We start from the raw sequence: 23,254 nt of genomic DNA, 5'->3' as shown, positions 1-23,254 counted from the left end.
CATGCATTCGTGCGGAGCACGGAGCCGAGCGACCGGAAGCGGACCCCCGGGCAATGCGGGAATCGGATGCGGCCGCACACCTTCCCTGCAACCGACCTGACCGGCATTCTGGTGAGATGCCCCTGTCTGCCGTCGAGCTGCACCAGCGCGGCGTCGATGCGGCCAACGCGCGGAGGTTCGCTCAGGCGCGACGCGCCCTGACTGCGGCATCCGCCCGCACCGAGGATGCCGACCTGCGGGCGCGCATCGACGGCACCACGGCGTACGTCCTGGCGCAGACCGGCCAACCCACCGATGCGGAGTCGCTGTCGCGTGACGCGCTGCGGCGACCGGGGCTCAACGCCGAGACGATCGCGCTCCTGCAGGGGCAGCTCGGCACCCTCCTCATGCACGGCGGCCGGCTCGACGAGGCACATGCGCTGCTCACCGCGGCGATCGACGGGCTCGACGACGGATCGATCGAGAGCGCGAACTGCCTGATGGGCCGCTCGATCGTGGCCATGCAGCGCCACCGGCTCGACGACTGCACCGCCGATCTGCAGCGCGCGATCGCCGCCTACGACGCGCACGGAGCCGACGAACCGCTCGCCGAGGCCCGCCACAACCTCGGCTACGCCGCACTGCTCGGCGGCGATCTCGTCACCGCTCTCGCGCTCATGACGCAGTCCAGGCCGATCCTCGCCGCGACGAGTGACCTGGCTGCCGCGATCAGCGACCTTGACCGCGCCGAAGTGCTGCGCGACGCCGGTCTGACCACCGAGGCAGAGGAGCTGCTCGGCGCGGTGGCCGTGCAGTTCGGCGTGCAGCGGATGCGGCAGGCGCGCGGTGAAGCCGAGTTCCACCTCGCGCGGTCGCTGCTGAGGCACGACGTCGTCGCCGCCGAACGCGCGGCGGCGCGGGCCTCCCGCCGCTTCGCCGCGCTCGGCAGCGAAGGATGGGCCGCTCGCGCCGAAGCCGTGCGGCTCGAGGCCCGACAGCGCGCCACCCCGAAGAACCCGCCGTCCGCCGCCGACTTCTCCCGAACGGTCGAGGCGCTCGGTCGCGGTGGCTACCGCACCGAGGCGGCCGCACTCGCGCTGACGGCACGACTGAGCGACGGCGGACGGATGCCGCGGCTCACCGCCGACGCCCCGACACCCCTGCGTCTGCGCGCCCATGAAGTGCGCGCCGCCCGGGCCTTCGCGGCGGGTCGCGATGCCGAGGCCCGCCGTGCCGCCTCCGACGGGCTCGACCTGCTCACGACCTGGCAGCAGTCCTTCGGCGCGCTCGACCTGCAGGCGTCCGTGGCGATGCACGGCACCGAGCTGGTCTTCACCGGTCTCGCTGCGGCAGCTCGCTCGCGCGTCCCGGAGGTGCTGTTCGAATGGTCGGAGCGCGCCCGGCACCTGAGCCAGCAAGTAGCTCCGGTCAGGCCTCCGCACGACGCCGACCTCTCGTCCGATCTGGCAGAGCTGCGGATGCTGCGCGCCGACCTCGCGGGCTCGGACTGGACGACGGATGCGCGCGTGCGCGAGCTGCGCGACCGAGTGCGCGACCGCCAGTGGTCGATGACCGGTGCGGGGCGCAGCCGCGAACGCCTCGGCCTCGCCGAGACGCAGTCCCAGCTCCACGAGGACACCGCCGTCCTCGCCTACGTGTACACGCGCACGGCGCTGCTGTGCGTGGTCGTGACCCGCTCGACCGCATCGATCGTGGAGCTGTCGTGGCCGCGCATCCAGTCGGCGCTCGACGGGCTCCGCGCCGACCTCGACGTCTCCGCCCTCACCCGCGGCGGCCCGATGGCGCAGGTCGTGGCGCGGTCGCTCGACGAGAGATTGCGCGTGCTGGACGAGGCGCTGCTGTCCCCGGCCGTGGCGGCGGCGGGCGGCGCGACGCGCTTCGCGGTGACAGCGCCCGGCATCCTCGCCGGCATCCCCTGGGCCATGCTCCCGGGATTCGTCGGCACGCCGTTCACCCTCGCGACCTCGGTGTCGCGCTGGCTCGGCGACACGGCGCCCACCCGCGCGACTCGCACCGCGGGATTCGCCGCCGGACCCCGGGTGGCGAGGGCCGACGAGGAGGTGCGGCGCGCGGCTGCCGCCTGGAACGGTGCGGCGGTCCTCCACGGCGACGAGGCCCGCGTGTCTGCGGTCACGGGTCTCGCCGAGCGGGTCGACGTGCTGCACATCGCCGCGCACGGCCGTCACGCGGTCGACAACCCGCTGTTCTCGGGATTCGAGCTGGTCGACGGCACGCTGTTCGGCTATGACGTCGATCTGATCTCCCGGGCGCCCGACACAGTGGTGCTCTCCGCCTGCGAGCTCGGCCGCTCCTCGGTGCGCTGGGGCGAGGAGGCACTGGGCATGACCAGGGTCTGGCTGCACGCGGGCACCCGCTGCGTCATCGCGGCTCCGGTGGTGGTGGCGGATGACGTCGCCTGCGAACTCCTCGGCGCCGTGCACGAAGAGCTCGCGGCAGGCGTACTGCCCGCGGAGGCACTGGCCTCGGCGGCCGTGAGCACCGGCCTCACCGCCCCGTTCCAGTGCCACGGCAGCGGGCTTTGAACTTTTTCTCCAGACGATGTATCAGATCGGGGGTGCCCCGCTCCTTATCTCCAGAAGGTGCCACGCGGAGGGCTTCGGAAACGAAGCGCGAGGGAGGCGCAGTCGACTGGGGAACCTCGTGCACTGGGGAGTGTGAGGACGACAGACACCATCTACTCCGGGGATGTCGCGAGAAAGGGTCGCGGCATCCCCACCAGGAGTCCGGCCATGGGGATGGCCGGAAGCCCGGGCGGGGTCCGGACGGCGACGCGGGGGCGTCAGGCCGTCAGGACCTCGTAGCCCGCCGCGCGCAGCTCCGCGAGGGCAGCCGCCCCGGCACCGTCGTCCGTGAGGAGCACGGGGAACAGCTCCGCACCGCCGACCGACGCGAACGCGACTGTGCCGATCTTGCTGCTGTCGGTGACGACGACCGCGCGGCGAGCACGCTCGGCCATCATGCGGTTGACCGCCGCCTCGCGCTCATCCTGCGTGGTGGCGCCGGCCGTGGCATCCATCCCGTTGACGCCGATGAAGGCGATGTCGAGTCGCACGCCGCGCAGCAGCTGCTCGACGAACGGACCGACGAGCTCGTAGCTGCGGGAGTGGATCACCCCGCCGGTCACGACGACCTTGATGTCCGGTCGCGTCGCGAGCTGTGCGGCGATGTTCACGGCGTTCGTGACCACCGTGATCCCGGGTCCGACGGAGAGGTCGTCCCGCGCGGCGAGCGCCGCCGCGATGGCCGTGGTCGTCGTGCCGCCGGAGAGCCCGACGACCATGCCCGGGGCGACGAGTCCCGCCGCCGCCTGAGCGATGCTCTCCTTCTGCTGGCTGCGTTGGTGGCTCTTGTAGCGGATCGGCAGCTCGTAGGCGACCGAATGCGCCACGGCCCCTCCATGCGTGCGCGTGAGCAGACGCTGCTCGGCGAGCGAGTCGAGGTCGCGCCGGGTGGTCGCGGCGGAGGCCGCGAAGCGCTCCACGAGCTCGTCGACGTTCACCTCGCCGTCCGCGGCCAGTAGGTCGAGGATCGCGTTCAGACGGGCGGCGCGTTTCATGTCACCATCCTGCCGGTGTCGATCGCGGCTCGCCGACCACCATCACCTCGGCACCGCGATCACGTCGGCACCTGGACGTCGTCGAGCGCGAACAGGCGCAGCAGTCGTGCGGCCTCTCCGGCGAGCGCGGCGCGGGCCGGAGACAGGTACTTGCGCGAGTCGACGAGCTTGGCATCCGCATCGAGCGTCGAGCGGATGGCGCGGGTGAAGAATCCGTTGAGGTGCGTCGACACGTTGATCTTGGTCATGCCCGCCCGCACGGCGTCGGCGATCACCGCGTCGGCCACTCCGGACGAGCCGTGCAGCACCAGGGGCACCGGGAGTGCGTCCCGCAGGCGGGCGATGAGGTCGAGATCGAGGGATGCCGTGCGATCGGTCATCGCGTGCGACGAGCCGACGGCCACGGCGAGCGCATCGACTCCGGTCGCCGCGACGAACGCCCGGGCCTCGTCGGGATCGGTGCGCACACCGGGCGCGTGCGCTCCGTCCTTGCCGCCGACCTCGCCCAGCTCGCCCTCGAGGTAGACGCCCGCCGCGTGCGCGCGCTCGGCGACCGCCGCCGTGACGGCGACGTTCTCGTCGTAGGGCAGCGCACCGCCGTCGAACATGACCGAGCCGAATCCCAGAGCGATCGCCTCATCGACGAGCTCGGGGCGCTCGGCATGATCGAGGTGCACCGCCACGGGCGTCTCGGCCCGTCTGGCCACCGCCAGGGTCGCGAGCGCGATCGGCTCGAGTCCGCCGTGATAGTCGGCGCAGTTCTGCGAGATCTGCAGGATGACCGGCAGTCCGGCCTCGGCCGAGGCACGCACGAGTCCTTCGGCCGTCTCGAGGTGGATCACGTTGAAGGCGCCGATGCCGATGCCGCGGGCAGCGGCATCCGTCACGAGTTCACGGGCGGAGACCAGGGTCACAGGGGGTCCTCTCGAACGGTGCGGGGGAAGGGAGCGACGACCAGACGCTCCTCGAACGCCACCCAGTCGTCGGAGATCTCGCCGGCGAGCGGCATCAGCACGGCCGCGGCCGACCAGGCCGTCGCTCGACGCAGGAGAGTCTCGGGATCGCGGATGCCGTCGGCGTACAGCACGGCGCACGCGGCGACACCGGCATCCCCCGCGCCGGTCGGGTTGCCCGACAGCGGCGCGTCCAGGCGCGCGTGCAGCGCCTCCGATCCGGTGACGGCGAGCATGCCGTCTGCTCCAAGCGAGAGGAGCACGAGCTCGGCGCCGCGGGCGATCAGCGAGCGGGCGCCGTCGATCGGGTCGGCGATCCCGGTCGCCTCGACCAGCTCGGCGGCGTTGGGTTTGAGGACGGATGCTCCCGCATCCGCCGCCTGGAGCAGGGCGGGTCCTGACGTGTCGACGATCACCGGCACGCCGGCATCCCGTGCGGTGCCGATCAGCAGCGGCAGGAGCGTCCCCGGCGCACCGGGCGGAAGACTGCCGGACACGACCAGCACCTGCGCGCCCGGGAGCGCGTCGACGACCTCGCCGAGCAGGGCCGCCCATTCGGGGTCGGAGGGGTTCACGCCGCGTTCGTTCACGATCGTCGTGTCGCCGAGCGACTCGTCGACGAGGGCGATGCTCTGCCGGGTGGCTCCGGCGACCTGGACGAGCCGGTGCGGCACGCCGCTGGTCGCGAGCTCGGCGGCGAGCTCGATGCCGCTGCGACCGCCCGCCGTCGACACGGCCAGTACCGAGGCGCCCTGCGCGTGCGCCACTCTGGCGACGTTGAGGCCCTTGCCGCCGGCACGGACCACCCCGGCATCCGCTCGGTGCGTCGCGCCTGGCACGAGCCGGTCGATGCGCCAGGTGAGATCGAGCGCGGGGTTCGGGGTGACGGTGAGGATCATGCGAGCTCCCTGGCGCGCAGCGCCGCCCCCAGGATGCCGGCGTTGCCGGACAGCTCCGCGGGGACCAGCTCGGGGATGCGGTGGAAGCTGAGCCGTTCGGCCAGGCGCGCGCGTAGCTCGTCGAAGAGAGCGCCCCCGGCTCGGGAGAGTCCTCCGCCGATCACGATCGCCTCCGGCGCGACCACCGCCGTGAGCTGGGCGAGGGACAGGGTGAGGGCGTCGAGGGCCGAGTTCCAGATCTCGGCGGCGATCCGGTCGCCCGCGGCGGCCCGGGCGATCACGTCCTTCGCACCGTCCGGGTTCACACCCGTCGCCTCGCGGTACCGTCGCGCGATGGCGCCGGCGGACGCCACCATCTCGAGGCAGCCTCGAGCCCCGCACGCGCACACGGGCCCGTCGGCGATCGGCGAATGGCCGATCTCGCCGGCGTACCCGCCCGCCGTGTACGGCTCTCCCCCCACGAGCAGTGCCCCGGCGATCCCGGTGCCGATCACCAGCACCACCGAGTTCGCGTAGGCCCTCGCCCCGCCGAGACGGTGCTCGGCCCAGCTGGCCGCCCGCACGTCGTGGTCGAAGGCGACGGGCAGCCCGAGCTTCGCGGAGGCGAGGTCACGGAGCGGGGAGTCGTGCCACCCGAGGTTGCTGGCGAACACGCCGAGCCCCGCCTCCGCGTCGACGATGCCGGGCACGACGAGTCCGGCGGCCTGCGGCACGACGTCGGGGTGGTCGGCCGTCAGCTCGGCGGCCAGCACCCCGAGTCGCTCGATGAGCACCTCGGTGCGATCGCCGTCGGCCACCGGAGTCGGTGTGCGCCGGAGTCCGAGGGCCACGCCGTCGGCGTCGAACAGCGCCGACTTGATGTCGGTTCCGCCCACGTCGAAGGCGAGCACCGGGGCACCGGCCCCCATCGTCCGTGCGGCGGCGAGCGTCTCGCCCGATGCGTCGCGCAGGACGTCGTCGATGCGCGCGGCGTCCTCAGGCATGGTCATCGGCTGCTCCGCAGGTGGCTCGGGTCATGCATCCAGGATGACGGATCGCGTGAGGTTGCGCGGCTGGTCGGGGTCGAGGCCTCGGGCGACCGCCCTGTCGAGCGCCACGCGGTGCAGGCGCACGAGGTCGGCGAGCGGGTCGATCGGATGCTGCACGAAGCGCGCTCCGGTGGACTCGACCTGTGCGGCGAGCCCCTCGGGAGCCTCTCCGAACTGCCAGGTGACGCGGCCGGGAGCGGCGATCGCGATCGGGCCGTGACGGTACTCCATCGACGGGTACGACTCGGTCCACGACTGCGACGACTCGCGCATCTTGAGAGCCGCCTCGTGGGCGAGGCCCACGGTCCAGCCGCGACCGAGGAACGAGTACTGCTCCGCATCGCGGAGCTCATCATCGTCGTCAGAGGCGGCGAGCACGGCGGCAGCGTCGTCGATCGCCCCGGTGAGGTCCTCACCGAGCGAGGCGCGGAAGAGCGCCAGTGCCGTGGTGGCGAAGCGCGTCTGCACGACAGACTTCTCGTCCGCGAAGGGCAGCAGCACCGCGTCGTCGACGAGCGAGACCAGCGGGGAGGTCTCATCGCCGATCACGCCGATGGTGCGGACGCGACCGCGGATGCGGTCGACGAGCTCGAGCACCTCGGTGGTGGTCCCCGATCGGGTGAGGGCGACGACAGCGTCGTAGCCGCGATCGACGAACGACTCGGAGGCGGCGAAGGCATCGGTCTCGCCCTGCCCCGAGCTCTCGCGGAGGAACGCGTACGACTGCGCCATGAACCAGGAGGTGCCGCAGCCGACGACCGCGACCCGTGCTCCGGATGCCGGCAGCAGCGCCTGCTCGGTGCGCAGCTCGGCCGCGCGCGCCCAGGTCTCGGGCTGCGAGGTGAGCTCTTCGCGCATGTGTGCGCCGGGCAGAAGTTCAGTCATGTCGGACCCTCCGGACCAGATGTTGCAGGTTTGTGATTGTTTAGAGGCTTATTCGATCATAGTATTTCGAAACAAGGAACTGTTGCAAGGTTCCTCTTGATTTGTTTATTCTCCTGACAAATAATCGAACAAGTTCCACGCCCCCTCCGGCGATCCGGTCCAAGGAGGGTTCCCCGAGCCGACCCGGCTTGACCCGATCGTCCCTCCACCGGGGGAGGCGGTCACACGCACCGTCGCGTGTTGTGCTTGCGACTGTGCACCACCTACACAGTGAGGAATGCAATACACATGAAGAAGTCACTGCGATTCGGCGCCGCCGCTCTTGCGGCCACCGCCACGCTCACGCTCGCTTCGTGCGGGTTCGGCGGCACGACCGGAGGCGGCGGAGGCGACGCCGACGGCGAGACCACGCTCAACCTCCTCGTGCCGAGCTACTCCGACGCCACCAAGGGGCTGTGGGAGGACGTGATCGACGGTTTCCAGAAGGAGAACCCCGACATCAAGGTCGACCTCGAGGTGCAGTCCTGGGACAACCTCGAGAAGGTCGTCTCCACCAAGATCCAGGCGGGCGAGGCACCCGACATCTACAACGGAGGTCCGTTCGCCGGATTCGTCTCCGACGAGCTGCTCTACCCGGTCTCCGACGTCGTGTCCGAGGACACGCTCGCCGACTTCCAGGAGTCGTTCCTCGCGAACGCCGAGGTCGACGGCACCGCATACGCACTGCCGCTGATCGCATCCGCTCGCGCGCTGTTCGTGAACAACGCCCTGCTCGAGCAGGCCGGCGTCGAGGCGCCGACCGACTGGGACGAGCTGCTGGATGCCGCGACCAAGGTGTCCGCTCTCGGTGGCGGTGTCGCCGGATACGGCATGCCGCTCGGCTCTGAAGAGGCGCAGGCCGAGGCAGCCGTGTGGCTGTGGGGCGGCGGCGGATCCTTCGGTGACGCATCCGAGATCACGATCGACACCCCCGAGAACCTCGCCGGTGCCGAGCAGATCAAGAAGATGATCGACGCGGGCGCCACTCAGGCCGACCCCGGTTCCACCCAGCGGTCCCCTCTGATGGACATCTTCATCCAGGGCAAGATCGGCATGCAGGTCGGTCTGCCGCCGACGGTGGGCCAGATCGAGGAGGGCAACCCCGAGCTCGACTACTCCATCGTCCCGATCCCGACCGAGGACGGCTCGCCGTTCACGCTCGGCGTCATGGACCAGCTGATGGCGTTCCAGAACGACGGCGACAAGCAGGAGGCGATCACCAAGTTCTTCGACTACTACTACTCGGCCGACGTGTACGTGCCGTGGGTGCAGGCGGAGGGCTTCCTGCCGGTCACCAAGTCCGGTGCCGAGCAGCTCGCCGGCGAGGAGGCGCTCGCGCCGTTCCTCGAGGTCCTGCCCGACGCCCAGTTCTACCCGTCGACGAACCCGAAGTGGTCCGCCACCGACGGTGCGTTCAAGTCGCTGTTCGGTCAGCTCCAGACGAAGTCGGCACAGGACGTGCTGACCGAGATCCAGGCACAGGTCGACGCGGGCTGAGCCCCGCCGACGGAGAGGTTCGGATATTCCCATGAGCCAGACGACAGAATCCCCGAACCTCGCGGGGGCGGCCACCGGCCGCCCCCGCACCCCGGGCGCTGCGAAGGCGACGCGGGGCAGGCCGGGGGGCAAGGACCTCCTGCAGGCCCTGCCCTGGATCGCCCCGGCGCTCCTGCTCATCATCGGCGTCGTGCTGTTCCCCGCCGGAGTGATGTTCTTCAACTCCACGCGTGACATCTCGCTGTCCGGTCTCGACAAGGGATCGGTCGGCTTCGACAACTTCGTCACCGTCTTCACGTTCGCCGAGTTCTGGCCGATCATCTTCCGCACGGTCGTCTGGGTCGTGGTGGTCGTCGGATTCACCGTGATGATCTCGCTCGGACTCGCGCAGATCCTCAACAAGGCGTTCCCCGGCCGCCAGATCGTGCGCATGGCCGTGATCGTGCCGTGGGCGGCATCCGTCGTGATGACGACGATGGTCTTCTACTACAGCCTCGAGCCGTACTTCGGGGTCCTCAACAAGTTCCTCTACGACATCGGACTGTCCGATGACGCGGTCGGCTACGGCTGGACGAAGAATCCCGCGACCGCGTTCGCCTGGTCGATCGTGATCGCCATCTTCGTCTCGCTGCCCTTCACGACCTACACGATCCTGGCCGGACTCCAGACGGTCCCGTCCGACACCCTCGAGGCCGCCAAGATGGACGGCGCCGGCGCCACCCGCACCTACTGGACGATCGTGCTCCCGCAACTGCGCAGCGCCCTCGCCGTCGCGGTGCTCATCAACATCATCAACGTGTTCAACTCGCTGCCGATCCTCAAGGTCATGACCGGGTCGATCCCCGGCTACGGCGCCGACACGATCATGACGATGATCTTCAAGTACATCGAGCTGCAGAAGAAGGTCGACGTCGCCAGCGCCCTGTCGGTCGTCGCGTTCCTCATCGTGATCGTGATCGTCGCGATCTACGTCAAGGCCGTCAAGCCCATGAAGGAGGTCTGATCATGACCCTGACCGAGACCGCCCTCGTCACGACTGCCGGTGACGACGCCGCTCCCCGCATCCCCGGCCGCAAGCGCCGGTACACCGAAGACCAGGTGACGCTGCCCCGGGTCATCCTCCGCATGGCCGCCGGCATCCTCGTGCTCGCGATCTTCGTGCTGCCGTACCTGATCATGTTCTTCGGCTCCGTGAAGACGAAGCCGCAGATCCGTTCGGTCGACCCGACCTACTTCCCGATCGAGTGGCACTGGGAGAACTACATCTCGATGTGGTCGACCCCCGAGACGCCGCTGCCGTACAACCTGATCTCGACGATCATCATCGCCGTCTTCGCGACGCTGCTCGTGCTGCTCGTCTCACTGCCGGCCGCGTACTACACCGCCCGGTTCAAGTTCCCCGGTCGCATGGTGTTCCTGTTCCTCGTGATCGTCACGCAGATGCTGCAGCCGGCCGTGCTGACCTCCGGCCTGTTCCGGCAGTTCACGGTGCTCGGGCTCGGAGACACGTGGGCGGCGATGATCTTCATCAACGCGGCATTCAACCTGTCATTCGCGGTGTGGATCATGCACTCGTTCTTCGCCGGCATCCCGAAGGAGATCGACGAGGCCGCGCAGATCGACGGAGCAGGACGCTTCACGGTGCTGTTCAAGATCAACCTGCCGCTCGTCTGGCCCGGCATCGTCACCGCGATCGTCTTCACGTTCGTGGCCTGCTGGAACGAGTTCGCCGCGTCGCTCGTGATCCTGTCCACCGACAAGAACCAGCCGCTCTCAGTGGCGCTGACCAAGTTCGTCGGTCAGTACGAGACGAGCTGGCAGTACGTGTTCGGCGTCTCGATCGTCGCGATCCTGCCTGTCGTCATCCTGTTCATGCTCATCGAGAAGCGCCTGGTCGGCGGTCTCACCGCCGGCAGCGTGAAGTAGGGCGCGAGGCACTGACAGCGAAGAGGGGTCCGGTCGACATCGACCGGACCCCTCTGTGTGCCTGTGCTGTGTGTCTGTGCTGCGTGTCTGTGCTCAGGCGCGCGGTGTCAGTTCCCGTAGAGGGCGACCACACCGGCGACGTCGACGCTGGTCATCGACAGGTCGTCCGAGGTGCCGTTGCACTGCGGGTAGTGCATGACCGACGACGAGTCGTACGGGGTCAGCGGACGCCAGTTGTTGTCCTCGAAGCAGGTCCCGGCCTCGGGGCGGGTGTGCTCGTGACGGAAGCCCAGCACGTGGCCGAGCTCGTGGCCGATGATGTTCGTCGGGGTCCAGGAGCCGGACGACCAGATCGAGTCATCGATCAGGACGTTCTGCTGACGGTCCGGCGTGCTCGGGAAGAACGCCCGTGCGATGTACTGCGAAGTCTGGACAGGCTCGACCGAGAACAGCACCGCGTTGTTGCGCGTCGTGCAGTTGCCGTCGGCGCTCGGGACGTAGACGAAGTTGATCTTCGACGACGCGGACTCCCAGAGTGCGGCGCCGCTGGCCATCGCGTTCACGACATCCGTGTGACGGGCGCCGAACTTGGTGCTCACGCAGTAGGTGAGGTTCGCCGCGCGGCTGGCCGACCACTTGTCATCCACGCTGTTGACCGTATTGACGATGAGGCCGTCATTCATGGTCTCGGGGCCGAGGAGCTGCTCGTAGAACTCGCGCAGCTCGCGCTTGGTGGAGATCACCTCGTCTCCGTTGACGACGTAGGCGCCGTCGACGTCGCGATAGGTCGACGCCGCGAACTCCTGGTAGGAGGGAACGTCGCCGTTGTCGTCCGGAACGGGTGTCGCACCGGCGGCCGGGATGACGGTGCCGAGGCAGAGCGCTGCGGCCGCGGTGGCGGCGAGCGCAAGGTTTCTCATGATTCGCACTTCGGTGTCCTTTGCAGAGCGATTCCGCGCGCCTGATCGGCGAGCGGGCTCCGGCCGATCGGTGAGCATCCTTGCGTCGCCGACGGTGCCGAAGCTCGCTCAACGTAACGGCGCTCGCGAGGACGAGTCAACGCGATCCGCCGAACGTTGACCTATTTTTGGACGAAGGTCAACAATTCGCGTTCGCGGGTTGGTCGAAGGTGCCGCGCGGCTCGGCGGGAAGTCGGGCCTGCGGTCCGCGCCCTCTGTGCGGTGGTCGATTTCGCATCCGAATCGGGCATTCCGGGTGCGTTCTTGACCCCGCACGGACCGGCGCGAGCGCTCCGGCGGGCGGGCGGGCAGGGGCCGAGAACGGGCAGGGGCGGGGGCGGGCAGGGGCGGCGGGCGGGCGACTCAGTCGCGGAGAGCGGATGCCGCGCGCAGCTGCGCCGGACTCCACCGGACTCCCAGTGCGCTGGACAGCGCGACCTGGGCGACGCCGGTCGAGATCGATGCTCCCGCGTCGGCGAACCGGACGGGGACCCGCGTCGTACCGGTCGCCGTGTAGTCGATCTCCGCCTGGACGAGCTCGAGGAACGGTGCGCCGAGAGCACGAGCCGGGCCCCCGATCACCACCTCCGCGGCATCCAGCACCGCGGCGATGAGCTTGATCGTGCGCGCGAGCGCGCGGGCGCCGTCGGCCAGCCCGGCCTGATCGGCAGCGGCGGCCAGGCCGGCGATGGCCGCGTCGTCCAGCGCATCGTCGAAGTCGTCCCCGAGCATCGCCGTCATGGACGCCACGGATTCGAGGCATCCCACGCGTCCGCATCGACAGGTGCGCGCGTCATCACTGAACACGACCTGCACGTGACCGATCTCGCCCGCACGGTCGCGGGGCCCCGGCGCGAGCTCACCGTCGAGGGTGACCGCAGCGCCGATCCCGGTGCCGATGTGGATGAACAGCCGATACCCGGCGGACTCGTCTTCCCTGGCCGCCTCCGCGATGGCCTCGGCATCGACGTCGTTGACCAGCAGCACGGGTACGGCGAGCAGCCGCTCGAAGCGATCGGCCAGCGGCACGTCGGTCCAGTCCAGCTGCACGCTCTCGAAGACGCGGCGTCCGTCGGTCGTCCCCGGCAGCTGCACTCCCGCGACGAGCAGCCGGCCGGCGTGCTCGCGCGCCAGGTCTGCGACGGCCTCGTCGAGCATCCGGTCTCTGGTCTTCTCGGTGTACGTGACCCGGTGCGTCTCGACCTCGGTGCCGTCGAGGGCGACGAGTGCGATCCGCGCGTCCGTGGGGCGGATCACGATCACGACGATCAGGTGGTGGTCGGCGTCGATGCTCAGCGTCGTCGCCCGTTTCCCTCCGGTGCTCGCGGCCTGCTCACCGTCGACGATGAGGCGGAGCTCGATGAGCTCCGCGACGAGCGAGGAGGCTGTCGCGGCGGTGAGTCCCGTGCCGCGGGCGATTCCCGCCCGGGTCTGCGCGCCCGGGGCGCGGAACACGAGCTGCAGCGCCCGCCGCAGATTCGCACGACGAACCGACGCCTGCGTGTCGAGTGCGTCGTCGCCGTTCAGCATGGATCGGGTCCCGGTATCGGATTCGGTTGACAGACGAGGATGTCGTGCGTACCCTCGGTCATAGTTTATTCAATAAACTTAGTTCGGCCCCCGGGCGAGTGAGTGCTGCACACACTGTCACTCGCCCGGAAGGCCGGATCATCGTCCTTCCGCAGCCTCCGTGTGGTGACGGATCACCTCGGCCACGACGAAGTTGAACCACTTCTCGGCGAACTCCGGGTCGAGATGAGCTTCCTCGGCGAGGGCCCTCAGTCGCGAGACCTGCTGCTCCTCGCGGCCGGGATCGGATGCCGGCATCTCATGCTCGGCCTTGAGCTGGCCGACCTGCTGCGTGGCCCGGAAACGCTCGGCCAGCATGAAGATGAGTGCGGCATCGATGTTGTCGATGCTGGAGCGGAGTCTGAGGAGTTCAGCCCGGGGGTCTTCGGCAGCGGTCATGCCCCCTACTCTACGGAAACACGCGGCTCGAGCACCCGTTCCGCCGACCTCGGACGACGCGGTGGGCGCGCAGGTGGACGCTATCGTGAGCAGATGAGCCGAGAAGAGCAGGAACCGTCTCCGAGCGCGTCCGCTGCCGCATCCGACGCCGTCACCGCAGGGGACCAGACGGTGGAGCAGACGGTCGCGCCTTCCGGCGAAGCCGCAGCGCCTGTCGGCCCTCCGGCCGTCGCGCCGGCGCCGGCCGCGCCCCGCACGGTGCTCGTCGAGCCGATGACGCCCAGTCGTTCGTTCTGGACCCGCATCGACCGCCCCTTCGCGTTCGGCTTCCTCGTCACGCTCGGCGGCCTCGCTGCCCTCGTGCTGGGGCTGGCCGTCGCGAACCTGTCGACGGTGCTGATCTACATCGCGCTCGCTCTGTTCGCCGCCCTCGGCCTGGACCCCACGGTCCGCTTCCTCGAACGACGCGGCCTCTCGCGGGCGATCTCCGTGGTCGTCGCGATCCTGGCCCTCATCGTCGCCGCGGGACTCGTGCTCTGGATGGTGCTGCCCGTCGTGATCGAGCAGATCTCCGGCTTCGTGCGATCCGTGCCGGGGATGATCCAGGAATTCACCCGCAGCGACGTCTACGCGACCCTCGAGGACCAGTTCGGCGACCAGTTCGAGTCGCTCGTCGCCGACGTGCAGACCTTCCTCACCGACCCGGGCAACATCGCCGCGATCGGCGGCGGCGCCCTGCAGGTCGGAGCCTCGATCGCGAACGCCATCTCGGGGATCATCGTCGTCCTGGTGCTCACGCTCTACTTCGTCGCGACGCTGCCGTCGATCAAGTCGGGCCTGCTGCGTCTCGCCCCCGCACGCGACCGCGCACGCGCCGCCGACATCACCGAGCAGATCACCGACTCGGTCGGGGCCTACGTCATGGGGATGGTCGTTCTCGCGTTCTGCAATGCCCTTCTCGCGTTCCTGCTCTACCTGTTCCTCGACCTGCCGTTCCCCCCGCTGATGGCGACCGTGGCGTTCTGCATCACGCTCATCCCACTGGTCGGGTCTGTCCTGTTCTGGATCATCGGCACCGGCCTCGCGCTCTTCACCGACCCGATCGCCGCGCTCGTCTTCGCGCTCATCTACCTCGTCTACATGCAGATCGAGGCGTACGTGATCACCCCACGCGTGATGAACCGCGCCATCGCCATCCCCGGCTCGCTCGTCGTGATCGGCGCCCTCGCCGGCGGAACCCTGCTCGGTCTGCTCGGCGCGCTCGTCGCCGTGCCGGTGGCGGCATCCATCCTCATCATCATCAAGCAGGTGCTCGTGCCCCGGCAGGATGCCAGGGTCTAGCGCCCTTCGCACGACGAAGTGCCCGACCCCCTGAGGGGCCGGGCACTTCTGGATGCAGCTGACTCCGGATCAGACCAGGTCGTTGTCTTCCAGCCACTTCTTGGCGATGTCAGCGGACGACTGCTCCTCGACCGTGCTCAGCACGTTGAGGGATACGAGCTCCTCGGCGGTCAGCTTGGCGCTGATGGCGTTGAGGACGTCGGACACGTCATCGGCGATGTCGCTCGAGACGATCGGCACGACGTTCGACGAGATGATCAGGTTCTCGGGGTCCTCCAGGGCCACGATGTCCTCGGTCTCGAACGCCGGGTCGGCGGTGTAGATGTCGGCGACCTGGATCTGGCCGGCGAGCAGCGACTCGAGCGTCGTCGGGCCGGTGGCCGAGAACGTCAGGTCGACGCCGTAGACCTCCTTGGCGGCGGCCGGGCTGTACGGGCGCTGCTCGAACTCGGGAGCCGCACCGATCGTCACCGGCGAGGTCACGTCGGCGAGGTCGCCGATGGTCTTCAGATCGTTCTCCTCGGCGAAGCTCTTCAGCACCGTGTAGGAGTCCTGGTCGGATGCCTCGGCGTAGTCGAGCGCCGTGAGGCTCTCGGGCAGCGCATCCTGCAGCGCGGCGTACACGTCGTCGGGGCTGGTGACGTCGATCTCGTCATCCGAGATGTACTCGAGCAGGCTGCCCGTGTACTCCGGGAAGACATCGATGTCGCCGGACTCGACGTCGGGCATGTACGCGTCGCGCTGGCCGATGCTGAGCTGCTTCTCGACGTCGAAGCCCGCGGCCTCGAGCGCCTGGGCGTAGATCTCGGCGATGATCTCGTTCGAGTAGTACGCCTGCGAGCCGACGACGATGGTCTCGCCGTTGCCCGAGCCCTCGCCCGAGTCGGACGACGGCTCGTCGAGCGGGTTGCTCGACGAGCAGGCGGACAGGGCGAGTGCGGCCGCGGCGACAAGACCGACGGCGAAGACAGAACGCTTGCCTCGTGCTGTGAACATGGACTTTCCTCTTCTCTGGGACTGCTGTGGGGACGGGGAGATCTGCGGGTGGCTCACGCGGTGACGGGCGCGGCGGCGGGGTTCAGGTCGCGTGAGCGGCGGCCGGTCGGGCGACCGGTGCGGAGTCCTGCCGGGACTGCAGCGTGCTGCACGGCGGCGAGGATCAGGTCGACGAGGAGGGCCAGCGCGGCGACGAGGATCGCACCGGCGAGCACCTGGTCGAACTTCTGCAGCGGGATGCCCTGGATGATCGGCCATCCGAGTCCGCCGAGATTCACGTAGGCGGCGATCGTGACGGTCGCGATGACCTGCAGGAGGGCGGAGCGGATGCCGCCGACGAGCAGCGGCAGCCCGAGAGGCACCTCGACCTTCCAGAAGATCTGCCAGCCGGTCATGCCCATCGCCTTGGCCGAGTCGATCACCCGACGATCGATCGCCTCCAGGCCCGTGTAGGCACCGGCGAGCAGCGAAGGGATCGCGAGCAGCACGAACGTGATGATGGCGGCCTGGGGGACGCGGAGCACCCCGAGCAGGAGCACGAGCAGGATCATGAGACCGAACGCGGGGATCGCGCGTGCGGCGCCGGAGATCGCGACGGCGACCTCCCGACCCTTGCCGGTGTGTCCGATGAGCCAGCCGATCGGCACCGCGATGACCGCGGCGATCAGCACCGAGATCGCGGTCAGCGCGAGATGCTCGCCCAGCAGCTTGGGAAGCGCGTAGTTGCCCGTCCACTGGGCGGGAGCGAGCATCCAGGCGAAGGCCTCGGCGAAGAGGTTCATGCGGGAGCCCCCACGATCACCGGGCGAGCCGTCGCCTTCTTCGACGCCGCTCGCGTCCAGGGCATGAGCGCCCGGCCGAGGAGCAGCAGGATGAGGTCGATCAGCAGCGCGATGACGACCACCGCGATGACACCGGCGAACACCTCGGCGATGATGCGGCGGTCGAGTCCGTTGGTGAAGAGGTACCCGAGGTTCGTCACACCGATCAGGATGCCGACCGTGGCGAGCGAGATGGTGCTCACCGCCGTCACGCGCAGGCCCGCGAGGATCACCGGTCCCGCGAGTGGGAACTCCACCGCCCAGAAGCGGCGGAACGACGCGAACCCGGTGGCGGTGGCGGCCTGTCTCACGTCGTCGTCGACGGAGTCGAGCCCGTCGGAGACGGCACGCACCAGGATCGCGATGGCGTAGATCGTGAGGGCGATCACGAGATTGGCCTCGCTGCGCGCCGAGTAGCCGGCGACCGAGGGGAGCAGGATCAGCAGCGCGAGCGACGGGATCGTGTACAGCAGTCCGGTGAGCACGATGATGGGACCGCGCACGAGGCGGAACCGCCAGGCGACCCATCCCAGCGGGAGCGACAGCACGAATCCCAGGATGATCGGGATGATGCTCTGGCGCAGATGCACCAGAGTCAACTCGAGGATCAGCCCGAGGTTGTCGACGACCCAGTTCACGTGAGCCCGCCCTGCACCGCGCCGAGGGCGGCGGCATCCGGTCCGGCGAGAGGTCCGTCCGACTTCTCGGGCGCCGTCACGATCGCGCCCTGGGTGCGCCCCTCGGAATCGACCACGACGGTTCCGTGCGGGGTCTCCTTGAGGTGCAGCGCGCGGCGACCTCGGTCAGCGCCGATGAAGGACGCCACGAAGTCATCAGCCGGGCTCTCGATGATCTCGCTCGGGCTGCCCACCTGCACGATGCGGGCACCCTTGTCGAGGATCACGACCTGATCGCCGAGCAGGAAAGCCTCGTCGATGTCGTGCGTCACGAACACGACGGTCTTGTCGAGCTCGTGCTGCAGCCGCAGCGTCTCCTGCTGCAGATCAGCGCGGACGATCGGGTCGACGGCCCCGAACGGCTCGTCCATCAGCAGGATGTTCGGGTCTGCCGCGAGTCCGCGGGCCACGCCCACACGCTGCTGCTGTCCGCCCGAGAGCTGGCTCGGATAGCGCTCGGCGAGCGACTGGTCGAGACCGACCGTCTTGAGCAGCTCACGCGCGCGCTCGTGCGCCGGCGCCTTCTTGACGCCGGTCAGCCGCAGCACGGTGGCGACGTTGTCGATCACCGTGAAGTGCGGCATCAGGCCGGAGTTCTGCATGACGTAGCCGATGCGTCGACGCAGCGCGACCGGGTCCCCGCCCAGCACGCTCTCGCCGTCGATCTCGACCTCGCCCGACGTCGGCTCGACCATGCGGTTGATCATGCGGAGCAGAGTGGTCTTGCCGCATCCCGAGGATCCGACGAAGACCGTCGTCTTGCGTGACGGCAGCACCAGACTGAAGTCCTTGACGGCGGTCGTCCCGTCGGGGAACTGCTTGGTGACGTTGCGGAACTCGATCACGATTTACTCTCCGGTCGATCGATCGACGAGGCGGGCATCAGCGCCTCGGCTGCGGCATACAGAGGTCATGCAGAGACCTCGACCCGCGGGTCGAAGGCGACGAAGCCCGAGAAGTCCTTGCCCACGCGGTCGAAGGCGCTCGGGTACGGGTTCGGATACGACCAGGCGTAGTCCGTGTGCAGCTCGCCGCCCGCCTGGACGGAGAAGTACTGGGCAGCGCCCTTCCACGGGCAGGTGTACGGGGTGGGGCTCTCGACGAGCACGCCCTCCGTGATGGATGCCGGTGGGAAGTACCAGTTGCCCTCGATGCGCGCGAGATCGTTCTCGTCTGCTTCAGCGATGACGGTTCCTGCGAGTACAGCCTTCATGGTCCTGCCTCCTCGGTGGGTTCGAGCGTATTAGAGGTGTGCGACATTCGGCTCAGCGAGCGCCGGATGCCGTCAATGTGGGAAACAATCCTGCTCCGGGCGCGCGCGACGCGCCAGGTCTCACAGCCTGTTCGGAGCGGATGCCGGAACGGATGGCCGCCCGCGGCATCCGCTCTTCGCGGCTCATGCCGAGTCCCGCCCGTAGCTCTCGAGCAGGCGAAGCCACACCTCGCTGATGGTCGGATACGCCGGAACCGCGTGCCAGAGCCGTGCGATCGGCACCTCGCCGACGATCGCCACGGTCGCCGTCTGCACGAGCTCGGCGACCTCCGGACCGACGAAGGTCGCGCCGAGGATGACGTCGCGCTCGGAGTCGATCACGAGTCGGGCCTGTCCCTCGAAGCCGTCCTCGTAGAGGCTCGCGCCGGCGACGCCGCCGAGGTCGTAGTCGATCACGGCGACCTCGTGTCCCGCTGCGCGCGCATCCGCCTCGGTGAGACCGACGGAGGCGACCTCCGGGAACGAGAACGTCACCTGCGGGGCGGCTGCGTGGTCGGCCGTCGCGGCGTGACGACCCCAGGCGGCGTCGTCCACCTCGGCATCCTGGGCGCGCGCCACGATCACATCTCCCGCCGCCCTGGCCTGGTACTTGCCCTGGTGAGTCAGCAGCACACGTCCGTTCACGTCGCCGACGGCGTACAGCCAGTCGGATCCGGGCACCCGCAGGGTGTCGTCGACCGTGATCCACCGTCCCGCCTCGAGGCCGACGACGTCGAGGCCGATGTCGCCGCTGCGCGGGGAACGGCCGGTCGCCACCAGCACCTCGGTCGCCGTGACCGTCGATCCGTCATCGAGCACGATCGACACCCCGTCGCCGTCACGGGAGACGCTCGTCGTGCCGGTGTCGGTGCGCACGTCGACGCCGAGCTCAGCCAGCCCTGCGGCGACGCGCTCACCCGCGAACGGCTCCATCGATCCGAGCAGCCCGCTACGGGCGATCAGAGTCACCGTCGAGCCGAGCGCCGCGTACGCGGTCGCCATCTCGACCGCGACGACGCCTCCGCCGATCACCGCCAGCGAGTCAGGCAGCTCCTCCGCGCTGGTGGCCTCACGGCTGGTCCAGGGAGAGGACTCGCGAAGACCCGGGATCGGCGGGATCACGGCATCCGATCCGGTGCTGATCGCGACGGCGTGGCGGGCATGCAGCACGCGGGTGCCGCCGTCGGCATCCGTGACCGTCACCTCGCGCTCGCCCGAGAGGCGTCCGTGCCCGCGGGCGAGGTCGATGCCGGCCGAGTCGAGCCACTTCACCTGTCCGTCGTCGGACCAGTTGCTCGTGAACGAGTCGCGGCGGTCGAACACCGCGCGCACGTCGAGTCTCCCGGTCACGGCCTCGGCCGACCCCTTGACGTTCTGCGCCGCGCGCAGCGCCTGGGCCGGACGCAGCAGCGCCTTCGACGGCATGCACGCCCAGTACGAGCACTCGCCGCCGACCAGCTCGCTCTCCACGATGATCGCGGTCAGGCCGCCCTGCACGGCGCGGTCGGCGACGTTCTCGCCCACCGGCCCACCGCCCAGGACGATCAGGTCGTATTCGTCGGTCTTGTCAGCAGTCATGGGATGCGCCTCTCCGTCGCCCAGTCTTGCTCAAGAGCAACGTCGAGTCACGGGGCGATTGTTCCGTCGGCGCGTCGCCGGGCGCGCCGCGGCAGGCGTCTTCGTCCTCCACAACTCCGGAAATTCAGCTCGACTGGCCCCCGAAACCGGGCCGATCCCGGGACACGATGCCGATTCTCCGGAGTTGTGGCGCGGCCTCGGTTCACAAGTCAGCATGAACGTGTCGAATCCGCCCGGAACACCCCTCTCCGACCTCGCCGCCCACATTCGGACTGAGTTGTGAACGCCAGGTCAGGCACCCTGCGGCGCGACCAGCGGCGCGACCCGCGGCGCGACCCTTGGCGCGAGCACCGCTGCGGCGAGCGCGATGATCCCGGCGAACGCGAACACCGCGACGAACGGGTCGCCCACTCCCGCCAGTCCTGTGAAGAGCACCCCTGTGATCGCGAGCGCGAGCGCGCTGCCGAAGGAGTCGGCCACGGTCATGGCCGAACTGTTGAAGCCCTGGTTCTCGGGTGCCGACATCTCGAGAGTCAGCGCGCTCGTCCGTGGGCTCATGAGCCCCATGCCCGCACCGGCGACGATCCACGCGACGATGATCACGGCGACCGGTGCGGTGAGCACGGTGGCGGCGAGCGCCAGCACGACTCCCCCGACGACGAGCACCGTTCCGATCTTCACGGCGACGACACTCGAGAGTCGGACACCCATGCGTCCCTGCAGGGTGGCGGCGGCCGACCAGGCCAGCGCTCCGCCTGTGAGGGAGAGCCCCGCGACGGTCGGCGACACCTCGTAGCGCTCGGTCAGCAGGTACGGGATGTAGACCTGGGCGCCGAAGAATCCGGCCGCTGCGAGCCCTCGAACGAGGAGGACGGAAGGGAGTCCGCGCCGGGCACGCAGGGTGCCCGAGGGTAGCAGCGCCCGAACCGCGATGAGCGCGGCGATGACCGCGACGACGGCGAGAACAGGCCCCGCCATCGGCACATCACCCACCAGGTTCAGCGCGAGCACAGCGACCGCCGCGAGCACCGACCATCCGATTCGACCGAGGGCCCACGGCGTCGTCGCATCACCGTCGCCGGAGAGGCCCCGAAGGGCGGGGACGACCATGAGCAGAGCGGGCACGACGAGGAAGACGACGCCGAGGAACACCCAGTGCCAGCTCCACAATTCGGTGACGGCACCCGCCACGGTCGGGCCGACGAGGGAAGGCACGACCCAGGCGGCGGCGAATCCGGCGAAGATCGCGGGATGCAGACTGCGCGGGTAGACGCGGGCGACGACGACGTAGAGGGCGACCATCAATCCGCCGTTTCCGAGCCCCTGCGCGAAGCGCCCGGCGACGAGCACCTCCATGGTGGGCGCGAGTCCGGCGACGACCAGGCCGAGGACGAACAGCGCCACGGACGCGTGGAGGGGAGCAACGGGTCCGCGGCGATCCGCCCAGTTGCCCGCGACCGCCATGCCGATCACGCCCGTGGCGAGGGGCCCCGCGAACGCGAGGGCGTAGAGGCGCTCCCCGTCGAGGTCGGCGCTCACCGCCGGCATCACGGTCGTGACGGCGAGGGATTCGAACGCCCCGAGGAACACCAGCGCACATGCGCCGATCGTGATCCACACGTAGGCGCTGCCCAGGATGCCGGGGGTGGCCTGGGCGGTCTGCGCCCCGCCGGTGTCAGTGGTCATGTGCTCGACCGTAGAACCTCAACAAAGGTTGAGGTCAAGTCGAGGTCGCGCCGAGTGTCAGCGAGCCGGCAGGAAGTGCGTGGGGGACGGGACCTGGGCCGTGTGCCGGATGCCGAGCGGGGCCCCCGTCCGCTCGTCGAGGTCGAGCAATGCGATCGTGTCGGACCGCTGACCTGCGACGAGCAGCTTGCCCTCGTGCACGAGGTGATGACGCGGCCAGTCGACGCCCGAGTCGGCGAGGGCGATCGGCTCGAGGCTCTCGCCCTGGCCCCGCACGCGCAGAGCTGCGATCGTGTTGCTGCCGCGCAGTGCCGTGTAGAGGAACTGACCGTCACGACTGCGGACGAGTTCTGCCGGGAAGTCGACCCCGATCTCGGCGATCGGACTCGCCAGCACCGACGACACGACAGCCCAGGTGCCGTCGGGGCCCGCCGCGAGGGTGAAGACCTCGCACGAGTACTCGGTGACGATGTGCAGGTGCCCGCTGGGGTGCACGACCATGTGGCGAGGACCGGTGCCTGCGGGAAGAACGACCTCGTGGTCGAGCACCAGCGCGCCGCCGGTCGGACGCCAGATGCGCACGAGGTCGAATCCGAGATCGGTCGTCGCGATGCGGCCGTCCGCGAGGAAGGCGGCTGAGTGCGCGTGCGAGGCCCGCTCCTCGCCGGTGGCCGTGCGCTCGCCCGGATGCGGATCGGATGCCGCGGCGGCGACCCCCGCAGGAGCCGAGGCTTCGATGGGCTCGCCCAGCAGTGCGGCGCGCAGCTCGGCGGCTTTGTTCACGGCATCCGGCACCAGGCGGCCCTGCCCGTCGATGCCGATGCGGACGACCCGGCCGTCGCCGTAGCAGCTCGCGATGAGGAACGATCCGCTGGAGGAGACGGCCACGTGGCAGACTCCGTCACCCGCCTCGACGGGGTCTCCGAGAGGGCGAAGTTCCGACTCGCCGCTGCGCGCGAACGCCTGCACCGCGGCATCCCCTTCGAGCGCCGCATAGACGACGTCGAGGGTCGGATGCTGCGCCAGCCACGACGGCGACGGCGTCTGCGTCACCGCGCCGCGGTACTCCAGAGCCGTCGGCGCGCTCTCGTCGCCCGCGAGCAGGCCGATGCCGTCGGCAGAGCCGTCCATCGCGGGTCCGTACCCGCCGAGCCAGAACCGGGTCATGTCAG

Annotated in this window: 21 protein-coding genes; 5 read left to right on the top strand and 16 right to left on the bottom strand. The window is 69.5% G+C overall.

All coding sequences use genetic code 11. The features are described 5' to 3' along the window. Positions 1–116: 116 nt before the first annotated feature. Positions 117–2,543 carry a CHAT domain-containing protein gene (locus ACESK8_RS09235; RefSeq protein WP_372968321.1) on the top strand — a complete coding sequence of 809 codons (2,427 nt, stop codon included), beginning with the start codon at positions 117–119 and terminating at the stop codon, positions 2,541–2,543. Between the two features lie 257 nt (positions 2,544–2,800). Here the strand turns inward: ACESK8_RS09235 and ACESK8_RS09230 are convergent, their stop codons facing one another. The 5 genes from ACESK8_RS09230 to ACESK8_RS09210 are packed head-to-tail and all read right to left on the bottom strand — an operon-like array spanning position 2,801 to position 7,342. Then, positions 2,801–3,577: a DeoR/GlpR family DNA-binding transcription regulator gene (locus tag ACESK8_RS09230; protein WP_372968320.1), complete on the bottom strand. Its 777-nt coding sequence runs from the start codon at positions 3,575–3,577 to the stop codon at positions 2,801–2,803. Positions 3,578–3,636: 59 nt separating this feature from the next. Beyond that, complete coding sequence (locus ACESK8_RS09225) at positions 3,637–4,491, bottom strand: ketose-bisphosphate aldolase (RefSeq protein ID WP_372968319.1); 855 nt, start codon at positions 4,489–4,491, stop codon at positions 3,637–3,639. Then, on the bottom strand, positions 4,488–5,429 hold the full coding sequence (locus ACESK8_RS09220) for a 1-phosphofructokinase family hexose kinase (protein ID WP_372968318.1): 942 nt from the start codon (positions 5,427–5,429) through the stop codon (positions 4,488–4,490). Before ACESK8_RS09220 ends, ACESK8_RS09225 begins: the two co-directional genes overlap by 4 nt. Continuing rightward, on the bottom strand, positions 5,426–6,418 hold the full coding sequence (locus ACESK8_RS09215; protein WP_372968317.1) for an ROK family protein: 993 nt from the start codon (positions 6,416–6,418) through the stop codon (positions 5,426–5,428). The genes ACESK8_RS09220 and ACESK8_RS09215 overlap by 4 nt, the downstream gene beginning before the upstream one ends. A 24-nt stretch (positions 6,419–6,442) precedes the next feature. Further along, entirely contained in the window at positions 6,443–7,342 is a 900-nt protein-coding gene (locus ACESK8_RS09210; protein ID WP_372968316.1) for an SIS domain-containing protein, read from the bottom strand. A 288-nt stretch (positions 7,343–7,630) separates the two neighbouring features. On the opposite strand from ACESK8_RS09210, the gene ACESK8_RS09205 reads away from it, so the two are divergent. From ACESK8_RS09205 to ACESK8_RS09195, 3 genes are read left to right on the top strand one after another with little or no spacing between them, the layout of a single operon-like run. Further along, positions 7,631–8,878, top strand: a complete 1,248-nt coding sequence (locus ACESK8_RS09205) for an extracellular solute-binding protein (protein ID WP_372968315.1) — start codon at positions 7,631–7,633, stop codon at positions 8,876–8,878. A 31-nt stretch (positions 8,879–8,909) separates the two neighbouring features. Beyond that, the gene (locus ACESK8_RS09200) at positions 8,910–9,881 is read left to right on the top strand and encodes a carbohydrate ABC transporter permease (protein WP_372968314.1); all 972 of its coding nucleotides are present in this window, start codon (positions 8,910–8,912) and stop codon (positions 9,879–9,881) included. Between the two features lie 2 nt (positions 9,882–9,883). Continuing rightward, a complete protein-coding gene (locus ACESK8_RS09195) occupies positions 9,884–10,804 on the top strand; it encodes a carbohydrate ABC transporter permease (protein WP_174521391.1) in 921 nt (306 codons plus the stop codon). A gap of 107 nt (positions 10,805–10,911) precedes the next feature. Here ACESK8_RS09195 and ACESK8_RS09190 read toward each other — a convergent pair whose 3' ends face one another. The 3 genes from ACESK8_RS09190 to ACESK8_RS09180 all read right to left on the bottom strand — a co-directional run bounded on the left by ACESK8_RS09190 (position 10,912) and on the right by ACESK8_RS09180 (position 13,731). Beyond that, positions 10,912–11,724, bottom strand: a complete 813-nt coding sequence (locus ACESK8_RS09190; protein ID WP_074731515.1) for a M57 family metalloprotease — start codon at positions 11,722–11,724, stop codon at positions 10,912–10,914. Between the two features lie 402 nt (positions 11,725–12,126). Beyond that, positions 12,127–13,293, bottom strand: coding sequence for an ROK family protein (locus ACESK8_RS09185; RefSeq protein ID WP_372968313.1), 1,167 nt, complete (start codon positions 13,291–13,293; stop codon positions 12,127–12,129). Between the two features lie 138 nt (positions 13,294–13,431). Continuing rightward, on the bottom strand, positions 13,432–13,731 hold the full coding sequence (locus ACESK8_RS09180) for a chorismate mutase (RefSeq protein ID WP_372968312.1): 300 nt from the start codon (positions 13,729–13,731) through the stop codon (positions 13,432–13,434). Between the two features lie 93 nt (positions 13,732–13,824). Here ACESK8_RS09180 and ACESK8_RS09175 point away from each other — a divergent pair, with 93 nt between their 5' ends. Next, positions 13,825–15,072: an AI-2E family transporter gene (locus ACESK8_RS09175; protein WP_372968311.1), complete on the top strand. Its 1,248-nt coding sequence runs from the start codon at positions 13,825–13,827 to the stop codon at positions 15,070–15,072. A gap of 69 nt (positions 15,073–15,141) precedes the next feature. On the opposite strand, the gene ACESK8_RS09170 is transcribed toward ACESK8_RS09175, so the two are convergent. The 8 genes from ACESK8_RS09170 to ACESK8_RS09135 form a co-directional block, all read right to left on the bottom strand. Next, positions 15,142–16,068: an ABC transporter substrate-binding protein gene (locus tag ACESK8_RS09170; RefSeq protein ID WP_372968310.1), complete on the bottom strand. Its 927-nt coding sequence runs from the start codon at positions 16,066–16,068 to the stop codon at positions 15,142–15,144. 53 nt (positions 16,069–16,121) lie between these two features. Further along, positions 16,122–16,850 carry an ABC transporter permease gene (locus ACESK8_RS09165; RefSeq protein ID WP_372968309.1) on the bottom strand — a complete coding sequence of 243 codons (729 nt, stop codon included), beginning with the start codon at positions 16,848–16,850 and terminating at the stop codon, positions 16,122–16,124. After that, a complete protein-coding gene (locus ACESK8_RS09160; RefSeq protein ID WP_372968308.1) occupies positions 16,847–17,527 on the bottom strand; it encodes an ABC transporter permease in 681 nt (226 codons plus the stop codon). The genes ACESK8_RS09165 and ACESK8_RS09160 overlap by 4 nt, the downstream gene beginning before the upstream one ends. Further along, positions 17,524–18,411 carry an ABC transporter ATP-binding protein gene (locus tag ACESK8_RS09155; protein ID WP_372968307.1) on the bottom strand — a complete coding sequence of 296 codons (888 nt, stop codon included), beginning with the start codon at positions 18,409–18,411 and terminating at the stop codon, positions 17,524–17,526. Before ACESK8_RS09155 ends, ACESK8_RS09160 begins: the two co-directional genes overlap by 4 nt. Before the next feature lie 65 nt (positions 18,412–18,476). Next, positions 18,477–18,779, bottom strand: coding sequence for a DUF427 domain-containing protein (locus ACESK8_RS09150; RefSeq protein ID WP_372968306.1), 303 nt, complete (start codon positions 18,777–18,779; stop codon positions 18,477–18,479). Between the two features lie 183 nt (positions 18,780–18,962). After that, positions 18,963–20,396, bottom strand: coding sequence for an NAD(P)/FAD-dependent oxidoreductase (locus ACESK8_RS09145; protein WP_372968305.1), 1,434 nt, complete (start codon positions 20,394–20,396; stop codon positions 18,963–18,965). Positions 20,397–20,687: 291 nt separating this feature from the next. Next, the gene (locus ACESK8_RS09140; RefSeq protein ID WP_372968304.1) at positions 20,688–22,082 is read right to left on the bottom strand and encodes an MFS transporter; all 1,395 of its coding nucleotides are present in this window, start codon (positions 22,080–22,082) and stop codon (positions 20,688–20,690) included. Between the two features lie 57 nt (positions 22,083–22,139). Then, the gene (locus ACESK8_RS09135; protein WP_372968303.1) at positions 22,140–23,249 is read right to left on the bottom strand and encodes a lactonase family protein; all 1,110 of its coding nucleotides are present in this window, start codon (positions 23,247–23,249) and stop codon (positions 22,140–22,142) included. Positions 23,250–23,254: the final 5 nt, after the last annotated feature.

It is taken from the genome of Microbacterium sp. (assembly GCF_041641055.1).
Lineage (GTDB): Bacteria > Actinomycetota > Actinomycetes > Actinomycetales > Microbacteriaceae > Microbacterium.
This window is presented reverse-complemented; position numbering and strand designations above follow the sequence as displayed.